Raw genomic sequence first — 23,059 nt, 5'->3', positions numbered from 1 at the left:
TGAGGCGGGTTAATCATGCAGGGCGCTGCTGAGAATAATCGAGGTAATAATGCCGGTGGCGGCGGCAATCAGCACGTAGTTGCCATCAATATAAGCCCAGTGTTCGCCTTGAGGCGGCTGGCGTAATCCGCGCGCATGCCAGTCATCGACCCGATAGCCGTCACGATAATCTGGCGGTACCGGGCGCCCCCGGCGAAAATCATGCCCCTGCCAGGCAAAATGGTCGCGCTCTTCATAATGACCGCGCGGTTGCGGATGATGCTGATCGCCATAAACCGGCTGAGCATGCGGGCGGGCATGATTATCATGCTGCGAGGGTACATGGCGATCGCCCTGTCCGTGCGAAGACTGCCAGCGCGGATCCTGGCCACGTGGCGGCCCGTCAGCCTGGCTGCTGGTAGCAAACAGCGCGTTAGCGGTGAACAGCGAAATCACAAATGCCAGCGTTGTCTTTTTCATTTTTTTATCCTCATGCGACGACGGCTTACGTCGTAACGGGATAGTGTGCGCCTCGCCGGTAAAAGCCTAGCGCTGACAATCCTAAAGCGCGGTTTTTAACGAAATTTTTACGCTTTGCTGGCGCTATGCAAACGCGCAGCTCAGAAAAACTGACTGCGGATGCCGGTCAGCGAGCCTGGCTGGACGCACCCGACGTGGGAAAGGATAAAGCCCAATGCTGGTAATAATGCTTCAGCCCGGCACAGGAAGAAATCATCACCTTAGCCTGAGGCTGCGCGGCAATGACCTCCGCCAGCGCCTGCTGTTTTGCCGGTGCGGTGCCGGTGATGTAGCGGATCATCTCCCAGCTTATGCGGTCTCTTGCGATATCCAGTCCGCCAATACGCTGCTGTGACCAGGTGCGGCGAAAATAGCGCAGCAGGCTTACTGAAGGGGAGACGTTGAGCAAAATAAATCCGCTGGCGCGCTGTAAACGCGGCGCCAGCAGGCGACTGTAATTGCCGTCAATGACCCAGCTGTCCCGATCGATGGCTGCCTGATGCAGGGCGCTAAACTCTGCCGGCGGACGAGCCTGCCAGCGCGTTGCAGGGTAATGATATAAACGATCGAGATGAATAACGTCGAGCTGCAGCTTGTCACCGATAGCCTGAGCCAGCGTGGACTTACCGCTGTTGGAAGGACCTAAAATACAAATTCTGCGACCCAGCTGTTGCAGATCCATGAGATGAGAAACGTTGAAGGATGGGCGACAAACTATAGCACGAACGCCGTTCAATGGTTAAGCGGGTAGCCGCCTCGCTGAAAATATCATCAAACCTTTATCATTTATAAGACGGCCAACCACGCTGTGCGGCGAGCGGGATTAATTACTCAGCTCGTAATCCAGCGTAATATTCGCTTTAAATAGCTGCGATACAGGGCAGCCTTCTTTCGCTTTATTGATAATTTTATCAAACTCGCTTTTATCGATACCGGGAACCTTCACCTTGCTCGACAGCGCGATTTTGGTGATGGCAAAACCACCGTCAACCTTGTCTAAAGATACGTCGGCGATGGTATCAATACCGGCTGGCGTGTGGCCTGCCTCGCCGAGCATCAGTGATAGCGCCATCGAAAAACACGCGGCGTGAGCGGCGCCAATTAGCTCCTCTGGATTAGTCCCCGCAACGCCTTCAAAGCGCGTATTAAAACCGTAGGGATTGTGCTTCAGCGCGCCGCTTTCTGTAGAAACCGTGCCTTTCCCGCTTTTGAGATCGCCTTCCCAGTGTGCCGAACCTTTCTTATGGATAGTCATTCGCCTGCTCCTTAGTTGTACTGACAAACGTTAAGTATAGATGGCTGATGGCAGTCAGCCAGCCGTCACGGGCAATCATTGTGGGATGAAGCATGCGTCGAGTTTCGCTATCTTATAAAAATACGCTGCGCTTCATCGTCCCGTCGCAGATAAAATTAAAACCTAATGATGCAATCAGGAGCCTCTGTGAATCACTCTACGCTTATCGCCAATCGCCAGGTTATTTTTGGTCGCGGCACGCTGGCGCAGCTCCCCGACCTGCTCGGCAATGCGCCGCAGCCTACATTGCTATTTTGTAACCGATCATTTATTAGCGGCCCCCACTGGCAAAGGCTGGCACCCGCCCTTTCGCCTTTGCTGGTCGGTCATGAAGTGGTCTCACATGAAGCCTCGCCGGCCGAGCTGGATGAGTGGGTAACACGCTGGCGCGGTAAGGTTGAACGGGTGCTGGCAATCGGCGGCGGCAGCGTGCTGGATGCGGCTAAAGCCTTTGCTGCACTCTGTCAGCACCCGCTCCCCTGCGCCCGCTACCTGGAAAAAATTGGCGATACCCGCATTACGGCGGCCACCCTGCCGTTAATCGCCGTTCCCACCACCGCCGGTACCGGCAGCGAAGCAACGCAAAACGCCGTGGTAACCGATCAGCAGCAAATTCAGGTCAAAGCCTCGCTGCGCCACGCAGAGTTTGTTCCGCAGATAGCCCTCCTCGATGCCGACCTGATGCAGGGCACGCCGGAGCGCATTCTGGCCTGCTGCGCTATTGACGCATTCACTCATCTTTTTGAATCCTGGCTGTCAAAGCGGGGAACGCTGTTAACGCGCCAGCAGGCACTGAGCGGCATGCAGCTTTTTTATCACGCCTGGCCACATCTGAACAAACCGGGTGAGGATGGCGATGTCGCCCGTGAAACCATGCTGATGGCATCCTGGCTCGGCGGCCAGTGTCTCGGCGTGGCAGGACTCGGCGTCATTCACGGAATTGCCGGCGAGCTGGGGGCGATTAAGCCGTGGCACCATGGGGAGGTTTGCGGCAGACTTCTGCTGCCCTACCTCAACTTACTGGCAAAGCAGGCCTCTCCCGATCAGCAAGCATTGATGAATACCCTGGCCGCGACGCTGTTTCCGCTGCAGACGATTAATCCCGCCCTGCTGCTGGTTAACTGGCTGAAGGACAACGACGTATACCGCTTCTGGGACGATGCGCCGACGCTAACGGAACAGGATGTTGAATGGATACTCGCGCGCAGTAATAGTAAAAACGCGATGGTGGATTACAGCAAAGAGCAGCAGCGAACGCTGATAGAAGCCGCCTGGCCGGTCGGTCAGGCGTAGTCGAACCCGAGGATAAGCAGGGTTGCGCCGGGGTTTTATGACCCGGCGCTACGCACTCAGGCCAGATTATCCAGGTCGTGCAGCAGCCCCGGGCCGCGGGGTGTCCAGTTCAGCTGCTGCTGGGTGCGTTCGCTGGAGGCGGGCATATCGCTGCTGGCCATCATATTCAGCCAGCCAAAATAAGCGCCGGCCTCTTGCGCAGCAATCGATCTTACCGGCAGGCCGAGACGTTTTCCCGCCGCCCTGACAATATCCGCCGCTTTTACGCCAGACTCACCGACGCCGTGATAGACCGCGCCGGCTTCTGCGCGCTCCAGCGCCAGGCGGTAAAGGCGCGCCGCATCACTGAGGTGTACGGCGGCGATCTGGCTTTCACCGCTGCCGACCCAGGCCAGCTCGCCCTTTTCCTTGCCCAGGGCGATAGCGTAGCTAATCAGCCCCTGGCGATGAACGTCATGCACCTGCGACAGCCTGACGATTGCCGCCCTGACACCTTTTTGCGCGGCTTTACGCACGGCATCTTCCGAAGCCGCGCGCGGCGACTGCGCTACCGTTTTGCACGGTGAGTCTTCTTTTGCCAGCGCGCCGGCAGGCAGATCGACGATAAGAATACCCGAGGTTATCAGCAGTGGTTTCTGAGTGCCTTCCAGCGCCTCGCACATTGCGCTAACCAGCGCGCAATCATCGGCGCAATTTTGCGCAAAGCGACTAAAGTCATGGTTAAACGCCAGATGAATAACCCCGTCAGACTGGCGTACACCTTCCAGCACTTTGTCGGTTTCTTCCAGCGTCGCCTGGTGAACCTCCGCGCCCAGCGCCTGCAACAGGCGAATCCCCTCTTCGGAACGCGCCATGCCCAACACGCTGTGGCCGTTGTCCAGTAACTCTTTCACTACGGCCTGTCCGATATAGCCTGACGCTCCTGTGACAAAAACTTTCATATGGTTCTCTCCGGAATGATGTCGTCAGGCCATCCTGACAGATTGCCACCATACGAAAAGAGGAGACGTTATAGGGGTATAAACATTAACAGGCTATGCAAAGATGCAGCACCGGCGTCTGCCTGTCGCCATGAACCGGTTCCCGGCTGCCAGCCGATCGTGGGCGACTATCGCCACCGGTTAAACGCCCGCAGACAGCGGGCGTCAGAAGTGTCAGACCGCGCAGTAAACGCGCGCTTCTCGCGGGGTGTAAATACCAAAGGTCACCACGCTGAGCAGGCCGTTAACAAAGGTTTGCTGCACTTCAGTACGCACTACTTTGTCAGCACCGCCGCAAACTGCGGCCGCATCAATGGTTTTCTTCTGACCGATACCATAGACAAAGAAGTGATGGGTGGTAACGCGCGTCGGCTTAGCCACGGCCTCATTTTTAACCGTAAAAGTTTGCTGCGCACAGCCGGTAATAAACAGACTAAAAGCAGCAACCACAAGCAGTTTTTTCATAACGGATTTCCTGTTGGCGTAAGAAACACAAAGTTAATCATATTTTTACATTCAACAACAGAAACACATAAACCCGTAAGCTTTTATTTCTCGTGGCGCCCTGCCAAAACCCATGTGCTTTAAGCGCAAAGTGTGACTTTACGAACCGGGCGCATAGGCGCCGCTGGCGATAAACCAGGCCAGCAGGGCAACACCCGCGATGATAATTGCCACGGGGAACAGATAGCCAATTTTCACAGTCATATCCTTACAGCAAAATAATGTTACAGCAGTAATAACTGCCGCTGACAGTAGCCTTTCAGCACCTATCATTCTATGCTCTCCGCGTACTGTCCAGCTTGTTTTTTCTGGCCTCAGCCGATGCAACATTTCACCTCAACGGTAAAAGGAATTTAAACGCGTGAAAAAAACGATCCAGTACCAGTTTCACCACTTAGGTATTCCGCTTGAGGACGGCATAAATGAAGGGATATATAGCGAAAAAGCGGGTATGTATACCACGGATAATCCGGGTAAATTTCGCGTTCAGTGGCATCGTTTCACCGCCGACTCGCCGCTGCATACGCTGATTAAAACCGTGCCCCACGTGGCGTTTAAAGTCGAAGACCTGGATGCCGCCATCGAGGGTGAAGAGGTTATCCTTGGCCCCTATGAGCCGATCGATGACTACCGGGTGGCGATCATTAACGATGCCGGCGTACCCGTTGAACTGATTCAAACCACGCTTGATGATGAAGAGCTATGGGCCCGGGCAAGAAGCGGCCGGGGCGCGTTATATCGCTCTGATGAGTAATTTACCGCAACGACCGGAGGGGGGCTTGTGAACAAAGGTTTTGATGGATTTTTAATTATTATCTGGGCATTTACCTTTTTTCCCTGTTACAGGATGTCAAGAAAAGCCGGATTCGGCTGGGCAATGGCGATCTTCTTATCGATGCCCGGCCTGCATTTTATCATGCTCTATGTATTCGCTTTTATGAAATGGCCAACGCTCCCTGACGCCTGATAATTTCCTGGCGCAAGCCGTATTAAGGAAGATATTGCCCCGGCGTCTGACCGGTCATAGTGCGGAAAAAGTAGACGAAGGCACTATCGCTGGCAAAGCCCAACGCCTGAGCGCTATCCGTAATACGATGGCCGGTAGCCAGCAGCTCTACCGCCTTCATCAGGCGCCACTGCTGTCGCCACTGTTGGTAAGACATACCGGTATCACGGCGGAAAATACGACTGATGGTTTTCTCACTGGCACCGCATCCGGCGGCAAACTGCCGCAGCACGGGCGGCAGCTCATTAGCGGACAAAGCGGCCAGCCGTTTATCTTTTGGCAGCGGCAGCATCATCGGCTCATGCCCGGCGGCGCAGATTTCCGCCCGGCATAGCGCAGCAAGATGCAAGGCAGGCGCCTGCTGCCAGCAAGTTTCCCATGGACTTTGCGCAATGCGCTCCAGCAGCTCCCGCAGTAGCGCAGAGACATTCAGGATCGCCGGCGCGTCCGGCAACGCCGGATACGCTTCAGGCTGAAACCAGACTGAACGATAGGCAACGCTATTTTTCATTTCGGCACGATGGCTGATGCCGGCGGGGATCCAGGCGGCGCGGGTTGGCGGCAGCAAGCACAGTAGCGCGCCGTCGTTAAGGGTTATGCGCACGCAGCCCTGGCGGGTAAACAGCATCTGCGCCATCCGATGACAATGCAACCCGGAGTCATGGTTTCCCAATTCTGACTGAATGCCGACAACCGGTTTTCCCAGGCGGTCGGGGTCGAACGCAGTCGTTGCATCAAGCCAGGCCATTCTGTCTGATTTCCTATATAAAAAGTCATTATATTTATAATGACCACAATATCGTTTCCCTACAATAGCGCCTCGTTAATTTAAGGAGGCGAATATGTTTAGGGGTTCAACAATGCTGCTGCTCACCGCCCTGCTGATGTTTCCGCAGATTGCAGAAACGATTTACAGCCCGGCGCTCACCAGCATCAGCGCACATTATTCCGTCACGGCAGAGGACGCCGCGCAAACGTTGTCGATATATTTTATCGGCTTTGCCGTCGGCGTCCTGTTCTGGGGACGCATCAGCGACAGCCTGGGACGCAAACCGGCGCTGCTGGCTGGCCTCGGCGTTTATGCCCTCGGCAGCCTGATGGCGCTAAGCGCCGATAGCTTTACGCTGCTGTTGACGGCAAGAGTGATAGCGGCATTTGGCGCCGCCACCGGCTCGGTAGTCATCCAGACGATTCTGCGCGACCGCTATAGCGGTCAGCAGCTTATCAGTATCTTCTCGTTTATCGGCATCGCGCTGGCTATCAGCCCGGCGGTGGGGATTTTTACCGGCGGCGAGCTGGCCTCGCGCTGGGGATATTCTGGCGTGTTCAGCGCGCTGGCGATCCTGGCGCTGCTATTGCTTATTAGCAGCAGCTGGATGATACCCGAGACCCGTCCGGCAAATCACACCCGCGTGTCACTTATATTGGTACTGCGCCGGATGTGTACTGATAATAAAATCTGGTTAGCCGTGCTGCTGGTCGCGCTGTTCAACGTTAGCTTGTTTAGCTACTACAGCCTGGCACCGTTTATTTTCGAACGTCTGAATCTGGGCGCGCGCATCTTTGGCTACAGCGGCATGGTGCTGGCCGCCGGTTCAGTTATCGGCTCGCAGATCAACCGCTGGCTGCTCAAAAAAGGGCACAGTCAGCGCACAATGCTGGTCATCGCCTGCATCGTCAACCTGGCTGGCGCCACGGGCGTTTATGCTTACGGCGATTCGCTGCTGCTACTGCTGCCGATGGCGCTGGTCACCATCGCTTTTTCGATGACGATACCGATAGTACTAAGCTCGGCGCTGCACGCCTACGCGGACTGTCGGGGTTCGGCGGGAGCGCTGTTTGGGCTGTTCTACTATGTGCTTATCGGCCTGGGGCTGATGCTGGCCGGCTGGGCGCAGGCTCTGGGTTTTGTCCTGCTGCTTTGCGCGATGTTGAGCGTGGTTGCCGCCTGGCGCTACCAGATGCGGCTGTGAGACAGCTTAATGATGCAGAGCGCAACGGCCTGCTAAGCCGCTGCGCTCTGCATGGTGGAAACGCCCGCTATTTAACAGGAGGCTACCTTTTACACATCGCCCGCATCAAATCGCGCCTGCGTCGCGGCCGGCGACAAATGATGGATAATCACCACCGCTGAATCCAGTTCGATTGCCGGATAATGTTCCCGCATCCCCGCCAGCATAATCGGATCGGGCCATTCGGCGCTCATGCCGAGATAATCAGCCGCCTGTGAAAGCGACATGGTTTTGACCTCGGTGACCCACACAACCAGCCTCTCACTGGGATCCTGCTGATTAATGTAGGTCAGCGGGCCGCACCTGACAGCGCCTTCCTGCCAGCGAATGGTATGACGTTTAGTGCCGTTTCTTACCGCCGGGATCAGGCGTGGAACAATCTCAAGATATTGCATCAAAGCCACCGCTGCTGGTTTATATTTAATCAATGAGAACATCATGGCCACCGCGGCCGCAGAGTTAACAGTATGGCGCAAACAGCGCGCTGACATCGACAACGATGCCGGATTAACAGCCCTGACAGATGGCATAAACTTAGAACATTACGCTATTTATCAGCATGATAATCTGCGTGTTAGCTTATGCTCAAAATATGATTACCCTTCATTGCCAATTGGCAGGAGATTTCATGTCAGATGCACACAGTAAAAAAACGCATATTGGCGCGCGTAAGCTGCACCCTGAAACGCAAATGCTCAACTACGGTTACGATCCCCGGCTGTCCGAAGGGGCAGTAAAACCGCCGGTATTTCTCACCTCAACGTTTGTCTTTAATAGCGCCGAAGAAGGGCGTGATTTTTTTGATTATGTTGCCGGTCGCCGTGAACCGCCAGAGGGCCAAAGCGGCGGCCTGGTCTATTCACGTTTTAACCACCCGAACAGTGAAATCGTTGAAGATCGGCTGGCGATATACGAAGAGGCAGAAAGCTGCGCCCTGTTTTCTTCAGGAATGGCGGCGATCTCCACCACTTTGCTGACTTTTGCCCACCCCGGCGACGTTATTCTCCATTCGCAGCCGCTGTACGGCGGCAGCGAAACCCTGCTCAGTAAAACGCTGCACAATCTGAACATTGAACCGGTTGGATTCAGTGACGGCACCGACGAGGTGAAAGTGCGCGCAGCGGCGCATAAAGCCATGGCCTGCGGCCGCGTGGCGCTGATTCTGGTGGAAACGCCCGCTAACCCGACCAACAGTCTGGTGGATATCGCGCTGATGGTGCGCATCGCCGGAGAGATTGAACACCAGCAGGGAAGCCGTCCCATTATCGCCTGCGATAACACCCTGCTCGGCCCGCTTTTTCAGCGCCCGCTGAGCCTGGGGGCCGATTTGTCGCTCTACTCGCTAACCAAATACGTCGGCGGCCATTCTGATTTAATTGCCGGCGCGGCAATGGGCAGCAAAGGACTGATAACCCGCATCCGCTCGCTGCGCGGCGCCATAGGCACCCAGCTCGACCCACACTCCTGCTGGATGATTGGCCGCTCGCTGGAAACGCTGTCGCTACGCATGGAAAAAGCCTGGCACAATGCCGAAACGGTGGCCGAATTTTTGCGTGACCACGCGAAAGTAGCGAAGCTGCAATGGCTGAGCTATCTCGACGCCAGCAGCCCCGAAGGCAGAACCTTTCGCAATCAGTGCAGCGGCGCCGGCTCGACCTTCTCCTTTGATATCGTCGGCGGTCAGCCGGCAGCCTTTCGCTTTTTGAATGCGCTGACGCTGTTTAAACTCGCGGTCAGCCTCGGCGGCACCGAGTCCCTCGCCAGCCATCCTGGCAGTACCACCCACTCCGGCGTGCCGCAAGAAGTACGCCAGCGCATTGGCATCAGCGATGCCACCATCCGTCTGTCAATCGGCATCGAAAACGCCGGCGATCTGATCGAAGACATCCGGCTGGCGCTGGCGAAAGCCTGACGGCCTGGCCAATAGAGAACCCATCCAATTAGCCACCGAAAAGACGCGCTTTTCTTCAGCCTTGCTCATCAGTCTGCGACACAGCTTGTCGCAGCAAAGGGTAAAGTAGCGTTTTTAGCGCTGGCAGGCGTTTGACTCAACGGTTCTTTGAGCGCCTTGCCGTCGCAGGCTGGCACTGCCGCTAGCGCATGATAGCTAAACGGGCTGCAGCCCGGCCCTGTCACAAATTATTAATATTTTTAATTAATAGCAGACTAAAGGATCAGACCTGTCGGCCGATAAACCAACGGAATAAAACCCCGCGGCGGAGATATCAACCTGGCCTTGATTAGCGGCATAGTTCGCCTGAATCGACAGCCTGGGGGGAAATCTTTGCTTCAGGAACGTCGGGATGATTCGGGTAAAGGGGCTGGCGGAACGACTGAATCTGCGCCACTCCGGGCTGACATAAGGATTATAACGTGGCCAAACGACCAGACACGATTGAAACCACCCTGCTGGCAATTGAATTACTGCGCCGTATTCCGCGCAGGCGAAAGATAACCGCCAGGGAGCTACATCAACAGCTCAGCGATGCCGGCATCGAACGCGACCTGCGCACCATACAGCGTCAGTTGGAGATGCTGTGCAATCATTTTGACATTGAATGTGATTTGCGCAGCCGCCCTTACGGCTATCGCTGGCTGGAAGACGCCAGGGGCATTTCACTGCCGCAGCTGACGCCGCAGGAATCATTGCTTCTGGGAATGGCGCAAGCCCACCTGACACCAATATTACCCGCCCGGCTGATGAAATCACTGTCCGGTTTATTTAATCAGGCCCGGCGTACTCTCGATCCTCATCGCGGTGGGAACAGCAAGCTGGAGGCCGAATGGCCGGATAAGGTGAGGGTAGTGGCGACCAGCCAGCCTTTGCTGCCCCCGCATATTGCCGAAGGCGTGTTTGAAGCAGCCAGCGAGGCACTTTATCTTAACCGCTGGCTAAAGATCGTCTACCGCAATGCCAGCGGCAAAGAGACCCAGACCTCGGTTATGCCGCTCGGCATGGCACAACAAGGGCCACGCCTGTATCTGGTCTGCCGCTTTGAAGGCTACCACAACGAGCGCAGTCTGGCGCTGAACCGTATTCAGCACGCCAGCGTCAGTACCTTCACCTTTGTACGGCCAGCCGAGTTTAATCTAAAACAATACCATGATGATGGGCGCTTCGGCTTTGGCGAGGGTCAGATGGTGCATCTGTCCTTCGATATTGACCGCGCCGCCGGTTTTCATCTGATCGAATCACCGCTTGCGCGCGACCAAACCCACCGCGAAATTGACGGCAACCGCCTGACGTTTAGCGCCACGGTAGTGGATAGCGCCATGCTCAGCTGGTTTTTAGCCGCCTTTGGCGGCGCCGTCAGCAATATTGAACGCCGTCCGATTCCAGCCACAAGCAGCGCAGAATGAATCTGAACATCACAGGCGCGTTGACGTCGGGCGGGCCTGTATCATCGTCGGCGCATACAGCAAACCCTGTTGCCCTGAGCGCTAAGCCCCGGATAACAGGCTGCGTGACTGACAGATAAAAATTTAAAAGCAAAAAATCATAAGAACCTTTGGGGAATAATATGTTTGAACGCAAAAAAGCGCTTATTCAGTATCTCGAAGCGCAAGGCGCACTCTGGCAAGAGGCGGTTAACGCTGCGCCATCGCTTCTGCAGGATCTTGATAAAGACTGGCAAACGCACAAGCAGCAGCTGGCCGAACAGTTAGTGCGCAGTGAACTGCTGATCCCGGTCACCGGCGGCTTCAGCGCCGGCAAATCCAGCGCGCTGAATGCGCTATTTGAACGCGACATATTGCCGGTAGCGGTCTCTGCGGAAACGGCAATCCCGGCAGAATTACGTTACGGCAAGCAGGAAGGCTTGCTGGCCGTTCGCACCGATGGCACGGAAGAACACCACTCGCTGGCCGCGCTGGCGGAGCTGAGCCGCCAGGCGCACCAGTATGAGGTTGTCAGACTAACGCTGGATCATCCGCTATTGCTGGCGATACAACCTTTTGTGCTGGTAGATATGCCGGGTTTCGACTCGGCCCAGGACGCGCACGCGCGCGCCATCCTGCGCTATTTAAGTCGCGGTGCTTTTTACTTCTGGTTTGTCAACTGTAAGGATGGCATGCTGAAACAGCAGGATCTGCAACGCCTCGAAGAGTTTCGCGGGCTCGATCGCCAGTTTGCGGTGTTTATTAGCCGTTGCGATCTCTGTCCGCCGCAAACAATCAGTGAAGTAACAAGCTATATCAGCGATCAGCTGGCAACCGCTTTTGGCGACGCAATAAAGGTCGCCACGCTGAATGAAAATGATGTCAGTGCACTCACCGATTTTTTCAGCCAGGTTAATCCGCGAGAACTGTTTGACCAGCTTTACCTCCCCCCGGTTAAAGAATTTTATTTGCGCAGCAGCATGCATATTAATACGGCCATCCTGGCGCTTAAAAGCAGCGTACAGCAGGGACAACAGCAGATTGCCGATCTGAAAAAAGCGCTGGCAAACATTATCGACCAGCAGCAGCGTAGCCTGTCCGGCGTCGATGCGCCGTCAATCACCTCGACGTCAAAGCGCATTGCCGGGCGCGTGCGCCAGCGTCTGGAAATGGAAATAGATGAGCTGACTCGTCAGGCTATTGTCGGCCGGGAACCATTGAACCGCAGCATAACGGCCATCGTGCGCAGCAATATACTGATTGAGCTAAAAAAAGTGACCGACAGTCGTGCAAAGAAGGTTGTTGAAACCTACTCAGACAGCGGTCTTGCCAGCCTGAATACGCAATTTATCCTGCAGGAAGACTGGCTGCACAACCTGGTCGGCCAGATGCAACAGCAATTGATTAACCTGATTCTGGGTAATTCGTCCCATGACGCTTCCACAACAGCGACCGCCAGCATTGGCAACGCAGGCGCGGTATTTCGTTCCGGGACAGACGTGCTAAACCGAAAAATTCAGCATCCAGTGATCAACGTCGTGTTGACGGTACTAACCAGACTCGTCAACACGCTATTCGATAAATACAGTGCCCGCCTTCAGCAGGAGCAGACCCGTCGCGCAATGAGCGAAGATCTGATTCCGGCAGTGGTTCAGCAGGTTGAGGAGATGGTAGCAGAAGCGCTGCTTACTATTGAAAAACAACTAAACCAGGCGGTGGCCCAGGCTTTCAGTGCGCGCATCAGCGAGCAAAAGGAGATTGTGGAAAAAGCTCAGCAGACGGTGTTAAGCGAAAGGCAGCAGCAAGACCAGACGCTGGCTAATCTGGAGCGTTGCCGTGCGGCGCTTAATCAACTCACCGAAAGCACGTTAATGCGTTAAGGATAACAATAATGAACCAAGCAATTTTGCACCGACTGACCCGCCTGGACCAGCTGTTCAGTCAGTTCGACGATATTTGCGACGGCGCGGCGCTGGATATCAAGCGCTCACACTGTGAATACAGCGCAGCGGCGTTCTCACAGCATCTGCACGATCTGCAAAATAGCGATCGGCTATTAACCGTCGGCATTATTGGCCGGGTGAAAGCGGGAAAATCCTCCCTGATTAACGGCTTGCTGTTTGAGGGTGAAGAGGTGTTGCCAAAAGCCGCCACGCCGATGACCGCCGCGTTAACAACGCTGAGTTACAGCGACAGCTTCACCGCCGAGGTCTGTTTTTTTAACCGCGATGATATTGAGCAGATGCATAGCGATAGCCAGCGCTATCAACAAAAGCTGATACGCCTTACCGAAGACGAGATAGCTCGCCTTGCCGAAAGGCGCGATGTGCATCCGGACCAGCTGGACGAATCAACCCTGGAGCGCTGTAAAAGCAGCGCAAGGCGCCAGCTGGACGAACGCGAGCCAGGGCTGCGTGCGATGAACGAACTGAGTCTGCGAGTGCGCGCGTCCGGCATGGATATCAATACGCTCCCGTCCATCCAGGACATTACCGCCGGGTCACGCGCTGAGCTGAATCAAAAGCTGCTGGATTATGTCGGCGCCGACGGGCGGATGATGCCCTTCACCAGCAGCCTGAATATCGGCCTGCCGGTCGCCGCCCTGCAGGATCTGCGCATCGTCGACACGCCGGGACTTAATGATGCGATGGCCTCCCGCGAACAGCGCACCTATAACATGCTTAAAGAGTGTAACGTGGTTTTCATCGTCAGCCCGGCGGGCCAGTTTCTTAGCGAGCAGGATCTGGAGCTAAGCTCGCGTCTGAGCAGCAGCCACGGCATTCAGGAGATTTATCTGGTCGCCAGTCAGATTGATACGCAGCTACACAGCCGCAGCGAAAGAGAACGCTGGGGCGGTGATTTTTCTTCCGTGCTTGGCGGCCTCAAGCAGACGCTGTCTAACGCGGCATTCGGAACGCTGAAAAACCAGGACAATGAAAGCTTAAAGCACCTTGCGCAGAATATTCAGCCGCGCCTGTTTGTTACCTCAGGCATGGCGAAAACCTTACAGCATCAGCCGGAAAGCAGCTGGGATGATAACTGTCGCCACGCGCTGCAAATGCTACACAGAAACTACCCTGACGACTTTTCTCAGGCGGCGATGCAACGCAGTCTGAGCATGCTGGCAGGATACGACGCGCTGGACGGCGCGATTGCCGGCGTACGTCAGCAGAAAGAGGCCATTATTACCCAGCAGGTCGAAAGCTTCTGTCAGTCGCAGCGTAAGTCGCTGGATCGCGCCGTCAGCCAGCTGGCTGAGCATTTCACTGAAGGTAAAAAGCGCATTGAGCAAACCGACCTGGCGCAGGTGGTAAAAAGGCAGGAAACGCTGAACGAAGTACGAACCCGCGGCGCTGCGGCGGCTAACGTGCTGTTTCAGGACCAGATTGAACGGCTGGATCTCATGCTGACCGAGCAGCTCTCCGGGTTGATAGCATCCTTTCGCAAAGACATTCAGCAGAGCGTAAATGAAGCCCAGGGTCAGACAACGCGATCGCGCACCGTTGATAAAAGTGGATTTGGCGCCAGGTTTCTCCGCGCGATAAACTTCGGCGGCACTGAAACCATCACCCGTACCGTCACCACGCTGAAGGCCAGCGAAGTGCGCACCGCGCTGGAAGACATGCGCAGTTTTATTGACTCAGGCATCGCCACCATCGCACGTAAACTGATGCATCAGTGGCGCGATGCGATGAACACCGCGCTGATTGCTAAGCTGCGTGAAACGGTGGGCGATAGCAACGTTGACGGCGATCAGCTGGCCACCGTGACCCGCTGGGCGCTGGCGACCATCCGTGACCTTCCCTCCCCTGCGCTTTCTGAACTACCGGCAGTGCTGGCTTATAGCGGCACGCGAGAAGGTAACAAGGCTGAAGAGCACCTGGCCGCCGCCCATGACTTCGTGGTTCAGCTGCAACAGGAAGCCCATTTGTATGCAAAACAAATCCAGCGGGAAGTCCGGCAGATAGCAGAGATCGACCTTGGCGATTTAATTTTCGCCGGGCTGCAACAGGAACTGACAAAGCTAAACGATATGGTGTTAAACAAGCGCTTAACCCTCGATAAGATGGAAATGATCGCCAAAGCATTTAAGGAACTAGCCCAATGAGTGACGCCATTCAGGATAATTACCAGCCGAAATCACTACCCCAGAGCCGCACGGCTCGCGTGCTATGCCGGCTTTTCCCATCCTGGCGTAACGTGCTCGCCGCTTATAGTCAGCTGCTGCCGCAGTTTGAATCCCTGCTAAGTAACTATCGCGCTCTGCACATCTCTCAACTGGCGCTGCAGCACGATCACCAGCAGCTGGCGGTCTCGCACCGGGCATTGAACCAGCACAGTGAGGAGCAGACGCTGCGGCTTAATTTGCTGGCAAGTACGCTGCACGCCCGCCCGCGTCCGGCGCTACGCAGCCAGGCATTTCAGCAGTTGACTGCCGCACACTTGCCTGCGCTACTGGCACAGCATCCGCTGCCCGAACTGCAGGCCCACTTAAGCGCTATCGGCGATCGGCTCAGGCGCGCGGACGCCATCGGCGATTTGGCGGAAAGGCGCCTGATGGCGGTGGGCGGCGGCTTTAGCAGCGGTAAGTCATCGTTTATCACCAGCCTGATTGCCAGCACGCAGGTAAAGCTACCTGAAGGGGTTGATGCCGTCACCGCCATTCCGACCTGGGTGGCGCACGGCGACAACCTCGTTATCACCGGGATCGCCTCATCGCTGGGTGAAGTTCCTCTTAGCCCGGAGCTATACGGCAAACTCAGCCATCGCTGGCTGCAGGAAATGGGCTGTGACCTGCGGGTGCTAATGCCATTTATCATTTTGCGCACGCCAATGGCCCAGTATTCACATCTGACATTTATCGATATGCCCGGTTATAACCCAGGCATACGCGAAGGGTATACCGCTGAAGACGGTGAAAGCGCGGCGCAAATGATGAAAAATGCCGACGCGATAATCTGGCTGATTGGCCTTGATGCTAACGGGACCATAATTCGGGACGATCTGGATTTTCTGCGCCAGCATGCGCCGCGCAATGCCCCATTTTATCTGGTGCTGAACAAGGCCGATCTGCGCCCGCAGAGCGGCTTGCAGTCGGTTATTGAGGAGGTGGCAGATACGCTGCATATGGAAAATATCTCCTGCGCTGGCATCAGCGCCTGGAGCAGCGATCTTGCTCAGGAGTTTTTATATCAGGACCTCTCCCTACATGACTTTTTGGCCGGGCAAAATCAACCGGCTGAACTGCGCCAGAGACTGCGTGCGGCGCTGGAACAGGCTTTCAGCAGCGCCCGCACTCAGCGACAATTGCAGCTCGACGAACAGGCCAGAAAAGCGCAGGCGGTAAAAAGCCTGGAGCTGGACTTGCACGAGCTGGGCGTTTTCAATGAGCAGATCGCCGCAGACAATCAAATCGACCTGTCTCAGTGGCGAAGCACACAAGCAGCCGAACCCGGACGGAGCAGCATATATAACCTTCTGTTTAATAAGCCGGCGAAGCCGGCGGCAAAACATTCCCTCCCGACGCCAGAAGAAGATCGCCCGTTGCAGGCCAGACGCACTGAGCGTATTGCCGCCATCAAAGAAACCTTAACCACCCTGAGCCAGCAATATGAAATGCAGGATGATAGCTGGCTGGCGCAGCTGGATCGGCTACATGAAGAGCTGAGCGCATTAATATAAGGCGTTGCGGCAAGGTTATCCGGCGACAGATGCCTTGCTACCATCAACCAGCAGCCGGGCTATTTATGGCCGGCGCGGGGATGGCGAAAGCCTGCACAGCCGCACACGGGCAGTGCGCGTTTAAGCCGCTTCCGGTAACAGCCACCGATTGGTAAAGTAAGCCGCAGATACCGCAGAGTAATCAAAAGGAACTCAGAGGGTGAGCGGAAGAATCGATTATCAGATTGAAAAATACAGCTTTACGGAAGCTGCAGAGACGCCTCAACTTGCCCGGCAGTGGCGTGAGGTTTTAGAACAAAGCCGGCAGCAAAAGGCCGGTGCTGAAGAACGCCTGCGCCTTGCGCTGCAAACGGTGGATTATGTCACCAGCTTTGAACTTCCCTTCCGGCTGCTGCTAATTCGCACGCCACAGCTGATCGCCGCTCTGCGTAACGAGTTTCCGCTGCAGCAGAAAAATGTGCTGTTTAACGCGAAGCGTTTTGGCTGTGTCTACAGCCTGAAAACCGACCTGGATAAGATACCCGACGAATTTCAGTACCGTCTGGTCACCCGTATCCGACGCGAAGATTCAGCGGAAACAAACGCCGCGCCCTACCAACAGATAGCGAAAGAAGCCAAAGCGCCGCGCGAGCGCCTCAGACTGGCACTGGAAAGCGGCCTGCCCGTCACCGCGCTGGACGGACTCTTTTGGTTTGGCATCCAGCGCATTGCCGCTGACGTGCAAAGGCTGAGAAAAACGGGCCTGAAGATAGCCACCTCGGAAACAGAAATATTCGATAGCCTGACTGGCACTGTCAGGCTGGTGCCGGTCTATCGGCGCGTGGGCTGAGTGGGATATACCCCGCTCTCCCGGGTAAAAATCGCCTGCTTTTACTTTACCCGGCGCGCTGCAAGGGTAAGAAAGCGCACTTTTCCTGCCACTGAAAAAATATAGCATCGCTATAGACAGCCAATTATAGCACCGCTATATTACTGGCATGAAAACATATGACATGCTGTTAAATGCGGCGTTAAAGCTGCTGGAAGAAAAAGGCGAGGCGCAGTTCACAACGCGCAACGTTTGTGCGATCGCCAATATTACGGCGCCCTCGCTTTACCATCATTTCGGCAGCGTAGACGGCCTGCTGAGCGCGGCTATTGAGCAGGCATTTTCGCAATTTCTTGCCAGCAAACAAGCAGCGGTGCAGTCTGACGATCCAGCAACAGCGCTGCGCGAAGGCTGGGACGATTACGTTCGCTTTGCCGCTGCCCGCCCCCGACTTTACGCAGCAATGATGAGCCGGGTTCTTGACGGAGCCGAAATACCGGCCGCAAGCCAGGCCTACAGCCTGCTGCTCTCACGCATCAGCGCCATGCAGAACCGCCTGGCGCCATCGGTTGACGACGTCGCTTCCATTATCTGGGCATCGGCTAATGCCGCCTCTCTGCTGTACGTCACGGCACAGCTGCGCAACACGGGCGCGCCTTCAACAGAGGTTATTGCGCAGATCCGCGAAAATGCCTTCCGCACTATTCTTAATTCTGAAGCAGGAGCACAGCCGTAATGAAAATTCTCGTCACCGGCGGCACCGGTCTGCTTGGCCGTCGCCTGGTGCCAAAACTGGTTAAAGCGGGGCATCAGATTATCGCCCTGACGCGCTCGGCATCTTCTCAGGCAAAACTTGAAGCGATGGGGGCAACGGCATTTAACGCCGATTTGGAGAGCCGCGCCCCTCTGCTATTACCCGCTATCGATGCGGTGGTGCATGCTGCTGCCCTGTTCCGCTTTTCCGGGCCTCGGGAGCCGTTCTTTCGCACCAATGTTGATGGTACTGCCGCATTATTAAAAGCCGCTGAAAGCGCCGGTGCCAGGATGTTTGTTTATATCAGCGCGGCGGGGATAATCATGGATGAAGCCGGTTCGCCGATTCGCCATGCCAGTGAAAACGCCCCGACCTTTCCGAACCATTTTTCCGCCTATCTGGCAAGCAAAGCGCAGGCTGAACAGCTGGTTCTGCAGGCTGACAACGCCCGTTTTCATACTATTGCTCTTCGTCCCCCCGCCATATGGGGCCCCGGCAACGCATTCAGTCGGGAACTGCCTGGCGCTATTACATCCGGCCAGTTTGCTTTTGTTGAGAAAGGAAATTATGACGTTTCAACCTGTCACGTCGATAACGTGGTGGAGGCCGTGGAGTGCGCGCTTGAATATCGCCACGGTGGACGGGCATTTTTCATTGCTGATGCCGATGAGCTGACTTTCCGCGAATTTATTGCTTCGCTCGCTGGCCAGCAAGGACTCTCCATCGAGGGACTGCGGTCAGTACCATACTGGCTGGCGTCCACCCTGGGTCGGGTGATGGATACGCTGTGGAGAATCCGACAACAGGAAAGCGACCCGCCGGTTTCTCGTTCAATGATGCGAATGATCGGACGTGAATTCACCATCAACGATGCTGCTGCCCGCAGCGAACTGGGATACGTTGGAAAGGTCTCACGTCAGCAGGGACTGCAAGACGTGTATACCGATAAGCAGCATAGTGCTGGCGGCTAAGTTAATCACTGAGCAAAAGTCCCTAATGCTTCAGCACATCCAGTAGCTTCTGTTATAGTTAAAAATCCCCGGAATATCAGGGGATGCGAAGATAGAAATAATATTCTCGCGAGACGTATTACCAGACTTTGGGGTATGGAGAACATTTCAGGCAGATATCTATCGATTAAACTAATGGCTATCAGATAAATAGTACAAAATAGTTCATCGGGATGAGTACAGATGACAGAAGGATAATATCGGGTGTTAATATTGTTGAATCTGCTCTCAGCCGTAGCGTTACTGATTTGGGGGACGCACATTGTACGTACCGGAATTATGCGCGTGTACGGTGCCGATCTACGACGAGTCCTTAGCCGTAGTGTGGAGAAAAAGACGACGGCATTTCTCGCAGGGCTGGGGGTTACCGCATTAGTACAGAGTAGCAATGCAACAACATTATTGGTGACATCGTTTGTCGCTCAGGATTTAGTGGGTCTGACCCCTGCCCTTGTCGCTATTCTCGGCGCCGATGTTGGAACCGCATTAATGGCAAGGGTATTAACCTTTGATCTCTCCTGGCTATCGCCATTGTTTATTTTCTTCGGGGTGACGTTTTTCCTTAAGTGTAAGCAGACCCGTATAGGACAATTGGGGCGCACCAGCATTGGTTTTGGACTGGTCCTGCTGGCCTTACAGCTGATCGTTGCCTCTACCGAACCTATTACTCACGCACCTGGAGTACACGTTATATTCTCCTCATTAACCGGAGATATTATGCTGGATGCGCTTATTGGCGCTGCCATTGCCATTATTAGTTATTCCAGCCTGGCTGCCGTATTGATTATTTCCACACTGACTGCCACCGGCGTTATCTCGCTTAAAGTTGCACTGTGCCTTGTTATAGGGGCTAATCTTGGCAGCGGATTGCTGGCAATATTGAATAACAGCGCCTCTAATGCTGCGGGGAGGCGCGTTGCCCTGGGTAGCTTGTTATTTAAACTTATCGGTTCTCTGCTGATATTGCCGTTTGTTAATTTACTGTCAGCATGGCTGGCAACGTTATCCGTTGCCAGTGCTGAAATCGTGATTCTCTTCCACGTGTTCTATAACCTTATCCGCTGTCTGGCGATGGTGCCATTTGCCGGTTTGATGGCCGAAATATCCACGCGACTTATTCGGGAAGAAGCGGAAACTGAGACACGGGTGGGGCCCAAACATCTGGATATCAGTGCGCTGGACACCCCCGCTCTGGCGCTGGCAAATGCCTCCCGTGAAATCCTCAGGATGGGGGATGTACTGGAGCAGATGCTGGTGGCTTTTGGTAAGGTCATCCATGGTGAGATGCGTCAGGAACGTGTTATCCGTAAACTTGACGACGATATGGATGTGCTTTATACGGCGATTAAGCTTTATCTGGCGCAAATGCCAAAGGAAGCGCTGGGGGAAGAAGACTCGCATCGTTGGGCGGAAATCATCGAAATGTCGCTAAATTTAGAAGAGTCCAGTGACATTATTGAGCGTCTGGCCGGGAGCGTCGCAGATAAATCTCTGGCAACCCAACGCGCATTTTCCGCTGAAGGCGTGGGAGAACTGGATGCGCAATTGGAGTCGTTAATTAGTAATTTACGCCTTAGCCTGTCGGTTTTCTTCTCCCGTGATTTAGCCACCGCCAAGCGCTTACGTCGGGCAAAGCACCGCTTTCGTATTCTCAATCGCCGCTATTCGTATTCCCATGTAACCCGGCTGCATCAGCAAAATATACAAAGTATGGAAACCAGTTCATTACATCTGGGATTACTGGGCGATATGAAACGGCTGAATTCGCTCTTCAGCGCAGTGGCATACAGCGTATTAGATTTGAAAGATGATGATAATGATACGGAAGATCTGACGGCGACTAAGTCATAGTATTGAAAATGTCGTAGCAAACTACAGTGGTTCGTCTGAATCAGGGGATGACCGAATCATTGAAGTCATAAAAAAAGCACCGCGCATTTCTGCCGGTGCTTTAACTTTGCAACATCAGCGCTCTTTGCTCAAATCTGCCCGCCAACGCCTTTGAACTTCTCAATAAATGACACTATTTTTTGAAATACCGTCTGTTTCCTGGTTTTGTACTGCGGGTTCAAAGGACTCAGTTTTGGTAATGCTTCATTAAGCTCAGTGCCATTTTCACTGGCATATTCACGTTTGAGTGACGCGCTAATGTACCGTCTGGCCGCGGCTTCATTCAGATTCTCGCTATGTATCAGCGCTTCTACTTCCCGCTGCTGCTCACGCTGTGCAAAGGTAAAGAACGCATCAATAATCCCGGCTTTATCCGGCACCTCATCAAGGTTGGTTTTCTGGATGAAATCGACCACCAGCTCTTCTTTCGCGCGATTGCCAAGACTTGAACGAATCAGACGCCGAACGTCTTCGGTCAGAGCGCTTTTGCTTTTATTCTGCTTGTTATGTTCGAATATCAGCCCAAGGATATAGTCCAGATTGATTTCCTGTGACTTCAGCAAATCAATCTCGAATACTACATCGTCCCAGTCAGTGGTCGATTTGTCCTTATCATTTGCCGATTTCTCGCGGCGCTGCCAGTCACGGATATCATTGTAGGCAGAGCGGTAATCCTGAATCTTGCGCTCAGCAGGCAGGCGGATAGTCTGTAGCTCAGCGAACTTTTTATCATCAAGGTAATGTTCTGCTTTGAAGGTTTCGAGTGCCGCCGGGTCAGTATTGTCTACCTTTTGCAGGGCTTTCAGGGTGACAAACTCATCGTAGTTTTGCAGGACGTTCTCAGCGCGCAGGTATTCGCCAAACAGCTTAACGAATGCCTTCTTCTCTTTTTCAGAGTCAATGCAGGAAGGGTCAGCAAAGCGTTGTTCTAATTCCGCCACAACATCCATAAATCCGCGCTTTGCTTCACCGGTAACAATATCGGTAAAACCGGCCATGTACTGCTCATAGCTCTTCTCAAGTACGACGTTTTTGGTGTTTTTATCGCCAAATAGGGTGATGGCATCGATAGTTGCGCGTTCGAGGTTCCGAAAAGTGATGATATTGCCAAAAGTTTTAGTCGCATCGTAAATGCGGTTGGTGCGTGAGAATGCCTGCATCAATCCGTGATAGCGCAGGTTTTTATCAACAAACAAGGTATTCAGCGTCGGGGCATCAAAGCCGGTCAGAAACATGCCGACGACAATGAGCAGGTCGATATCCTGATTTTTCACCCGCTGCGCTAAATCGCGATAGTAGTTCTGAAAGCCATTGCTGTCGGTGCTGAAATTAGTTTTAAAATGACCATTGTAATCATCGATGACCGCATCCAAAAACTCTTTGGCGCTGGCGTTCATCGCGCTGAGATCAAAACTTTCATCGGTGATATCCCCCGCCGCACTCTGCTCTTCATTAGCCGCAAAGGAATAGATGGTCGCGACTCTCAGCGGCTTGCGGGACTCGGTATGAGATACAGCCGACTGTAGCTGTTTAAAAGCGTCGTAATAAGCTTATTAGGCGACAATTACCCCGTCCGATTCGCGACAATTACTCTGGCCTGTTTGTAACCTTAGCGTCCCGTTTTTTCCCCACCCGGGAGAGGTTGTGGCGCTGAATATCAGGCAGGTCAGTTTTTACATGACTCAACGTAATAAAGGTCTTACCCAGGAAGCCGCTGCGGCTACTGCGGGCATCTCGGTCCGTTCAGGCCGGCGTATTGAAAAAGGACAGTGGCAACCGTTCGGGGAGCGACACTGGCGGACCCGCCAGGATCCTCTGGAGGATGTCTGGCTGAGCGACATTCTTCCCTTACTTGAATCCCGGCCGCAAATCTCGCCGGCAACGGTTCTTGAGTATCTGCAGGAGAAATATCCGGGCAAATATCCTGATAAGCTGCGCAGGACGTTACAG

The 23,059-nt window shown here is 54.4% G+C and carries 21 protein-coding genes and 1 pseudogene; 13 read left to right on the top strand and 9 right to left on the bottom strand.

Annotated elements, in window-relative coordinates:
- Positions 1-9: 9 nt before the first annotated feature.
- The 3 genes from BTJ39_RS16735 to BTJ39_RS16725 form a co-directional block, all read right to left on the bottom strand.
- Entirely contained in the window at positions 10-459 is a 450-nt protein-coding gene (locus BTJ39_RS16735) for an RcnB family protein (RefSeq protein ID WP_078003833.1), read from the bottom strand.
- A 166-nt stretch (positions 460-625) separates the two neighbouring features.
- Positions 626-1,180 carry a P-loop NTPase family protein gene (locus BTJ39_RS16730; protein ID WP_078003832.1) on the bottom strand — a complete coding sequence of 185 codons (555 nt, stop codon included), beginning with the start codon at positions 1,178-1,180 and terminating at the stop codon, positions 626-628.
- Positions 1,181-1,321: 141 nt separating this feature from the next.
- On the bottom strand, positions 1,322-1,753 hold the full coding sequence (locus tag BTJ39_RS16725; protein WP_078003831.1) for an OsmC family protein: 432 nt from the start codon (positions 1,751-1,753) through the stop codon (positions 1,322-1,324).
- 186 nt (positions 1,754-1,939) lie between these two features.
- Between BTJ39_RS16725 and BTJ39_RS16720 the strand changes: the two genes are divergently transcribed.
- A complete protein-coding gene (locus tag BTJ39_RS16720; protein ID WP_241825932.1) occupies positions 1,940-3,085 on the top strand; it encodes an iron-containing alcohol dehydrogenase in 1,146 nt (381 codons plus the stop codon).
- A 56-nt stretch (positions 3,086-3,141) separates the two neighbouring features.
- On the opposite strand, the gene BTJ39_RS16715 is transcribed toward BTJ39_RS16720, so the two are convergent.
- The 3 genes from BTJ39_RS16715 to BTJ39_RS24615 all read right to left on the bottom strand — a co-directional run bounded on the left by BTJ39_RS16715 (position 3,142) and on the right by BTJ39_RS24615 (position 4,767).
- Positions 3,142-4,026, bottom strand: a complete 885-nt coding sequence (locus BTJ39_RS16715) for an SDR family oxidoreductase (protein ID WP_078003830.1) — start codon at positions 4,024-4,026, stop codon at positions 3,142-3,144.
- Positions 4,027-4,239: 213 nt separating this feature from the next.
- On the bottom strand, positions 4,240-4,530 hold the full coding sequence (locus BTJ39_RS16710; protein WP_078003829.1) for a Bor family protein: 291 nt from the start codon (positions 4,528-4,530) through the stop codon (positions 4,240-4,242).
- A gap of 138 nt (positions 4,531-4,668) precedes the next feature.
- Complete coding sequence (locus BTJ39_RS24615) at positions 4,669-4,767, bottom strand: YoaK family small membrane protein (RefSeq protein ID WP_139356367.1); 99 nt, start codon at positions 4,765-4,767, stop codon at positions 4,669-4,671.
- A gap of 163 nt (positions 4,768-4,930) precedes the next feature.
- On the opposite strand from BTJ39_RS24615, the gene BTJ39_RS16705 reads away from it, so the two are divergent.
- The gene (locus BTJ39_RS16705; protein WP_078003828.1) at positions 4,931-5,323 is read left to right on the top strand and encodes a VOC family protein; all 393 of its coding nucleotides are present in this window, start codon (positions 4,931-4,933) and stop codon (positions 5,321-5,323) included.
- Positions 5,324-5,558: 235 nt separating this feature from the next.
- On the opposite strand, the gene BTJ39_RS16695 is transcribed toward BTJ39_RS16705, so the two are convergent.
- The gene (locus BTJ39_RS16695; RefSeq protein WP_078003826.1) at positions 5,559-6,323 is read right to left on the bottom strand and encodes an AraC family transcriptional regulator; all 765 of its coding nucleotides are present in this window, start codon (positions 6,321-6,323) and stop codon (positions 5,559-5,561) included.
- 94 nt (positions 6,324-6,417) lie between these two features.
- Here BTJ39_RS16695 and BTJ39_RS16690 point away from each other — a divergent pair, with 94 nt between their 5' ends.
- A complete protein-coding gene (locus BTJ39_RS16690) occupies positions 6,418-7,548 on the top strand; it encodes a multidrug effflux MFS transporter (protein WP_078003825.1) in 1,131 nt (376 codons plus the stop codon).
- Between the two features lie 89 nt (positions 7,549-7,637).
- Here BTJ39_RS16690 and BTJ39_RS16685 read toward each other — a convergent pair whose 3' ends face one another.
- On the bottom strand, positions 7,638-7,982 hold the full coding sequence (locus BTJ39_RS16685) for an ASCH domain-containing protein (RefSeq protein WP_078003926.1): 345 nt from the start codon (positions 7,980-7,982) through the stop codon (positions 7,638-7,640).
- A gap of 233 nt (positions 7,983-8,215) precedes the next feature.
- On the opposite strand from BTJ39_RS16685, the gene BTJ39_RS16680 reads away from it, so the two are divergent.
- From BTJ39_RS16680 to BTJ39_RS16640, 9 genes are all read left to right on the top strand, one after another.
- The gene (locus tag BTJ39_RS16680) at positions 8,216-9,499 is read left to right on the top strand and encodes a cystathionine gamma-synthase family protein (RefSeq protein WP_078003824.1); all 1,284 of its coding nucleotides are present in this window, start codon (positions 8,216-8,218) and stop codon (positions 9,497-9,499) included.
- 461 nt (positions 9,500-9,960) lie between these two features.
- On the top strand, positions 9,961-10,947 hold the full coding sequence (locus tag BTJ39_RS16675; protein ID WP_078003823.1) for a helix-turn-helix transcriptional regulator: 987 nt from the start codon (positions 9,961-9,963) through the stop codon (positions 10,945-10,947).
- 161 nt (positions 10,948-11,108) lie between these two features.
- A complete protein-coding gene (locus BTJ39_RS16670) occupies positions 11,109-12,845 on the top strand; it encodes a dynamin family protein (protein ID WP_078003822.1) in 1,737 nt (578 codons plus the stop codon).
- Positions 12,846-12,856: 11 nt separating this feature from the next.
- Complete coding sequence (locus tag BTJ39_RS16665; RefSeq protein WP_078003821.1) at positions 12,857-15,073, top strand: dynamin family protein; 2,217 nt, start codon at positions 12,857-12,859, stop codon at positions 15,071-15,073.
- Positions 15,070-16,647 (top strand): GTPase domain-containing protein, encoded by a 1,578-nt coding sequence (locus tag BTJ39_RS16660; RefSeq protein WP_078003820.1) that lies wholly within the window; start codon positions 15,070-15,072, stop codon positions 16,645-16,647. Before BTJ39_RS16665 ends, BTJ39_RS16660 begins: the two co-directional genes overlap by 4 nt.
- A gap of 199 nt (positions 16,648-16,846) precedes the next feature.
- On the top strand, positions 16,847-17,476 hold the full coding sequence (locus BTJ39_RS16655) for an ECs1377 family protein (RefSeq protein ID WP_078003819.1): 630 nt from the start codon (positions 16,847-16,849) through the stop codon (positions 17,474-17,476).
- Between the two features lie 148 nt (positions 17,477-17,624).
- Positions 17,625-18,191, top strand: a complete 567-nt coding sequence (locus tag BTJ39_RS16650) for a TetR/AcrR family transcriptional regulator (RefSeq protein ID WP_078003818.1) — start codon at positions 17,625-17,627, stop codon at positions 18,189-18,191.
- Positions 18,191-19,180: an NAD-dependent epimerase/dehydratase family protein gene (locus tag BTJ39_RS16645; RefSeq protein ID WP_078003817.1), complete on the top strand. Its 990-nt coding sequence runs from the start codon at positions 18,191-18,193 to the stop codon at positions 19,178-19,180. Before BTJ39_RS16650 ends, BTJ39_RS16645 begins: the two co-directional genes overlap by 1 nt.
- Before the next feature lie 243 nt (positions 19,181-19,423).
- The gene (locus tag BTJ39_RS16640) at positions 19,424-21,070 is read left to right on the top strand and encodes a Na/Pi cotransporter family protein (RefSeq protein WP_078003816.1); all 1,647 of its coding nucleotides are present in this window, start codon (positions 19,424-19,426) and stop codon (positions 21,068-21,070) included.
- A gap of 128 nt (positions 21,071-21,198) precedes the next feature.
- Here BTJ39_RS16640 and BTJ39_RS16635 read toward each other — a convergent pair.
- A pseudogene (locus BTJ39_RS16635) lies at positions 21,199-22,659 on the bottom strand (type I restriction endonuclease subunit R, EcoR124 family); the annotation flags it as partial.
- 94 nt (positions 22,660-22,753) lie between these two features.
- Between BTJ39_RS16635 and BTJ39_RS16630 the strand changes: the two are divergent.
- Positions 22,754-23,059, top strand: a 306-nt coding sequence (locus BTJ39_RS16630; protein ID WP_139356346.1) for a helix-turn-helix domain-containing protein, incomplete at its 3' end; no start/stop codon positions are given.

This window comes from Izhakiella australiensis (assembly GCF_002006995.1).
Classification (GTDB): domain Bacteria; phylum Pseudomonadota; class Gammaproteobacteria; order Enterobacterales; family Enterobacteriaceae; genus Izhakiella; species Izhakiella australiensis.
This window is presented reverse-complemented; position numbering and strand designations above follow the sequence as displayed.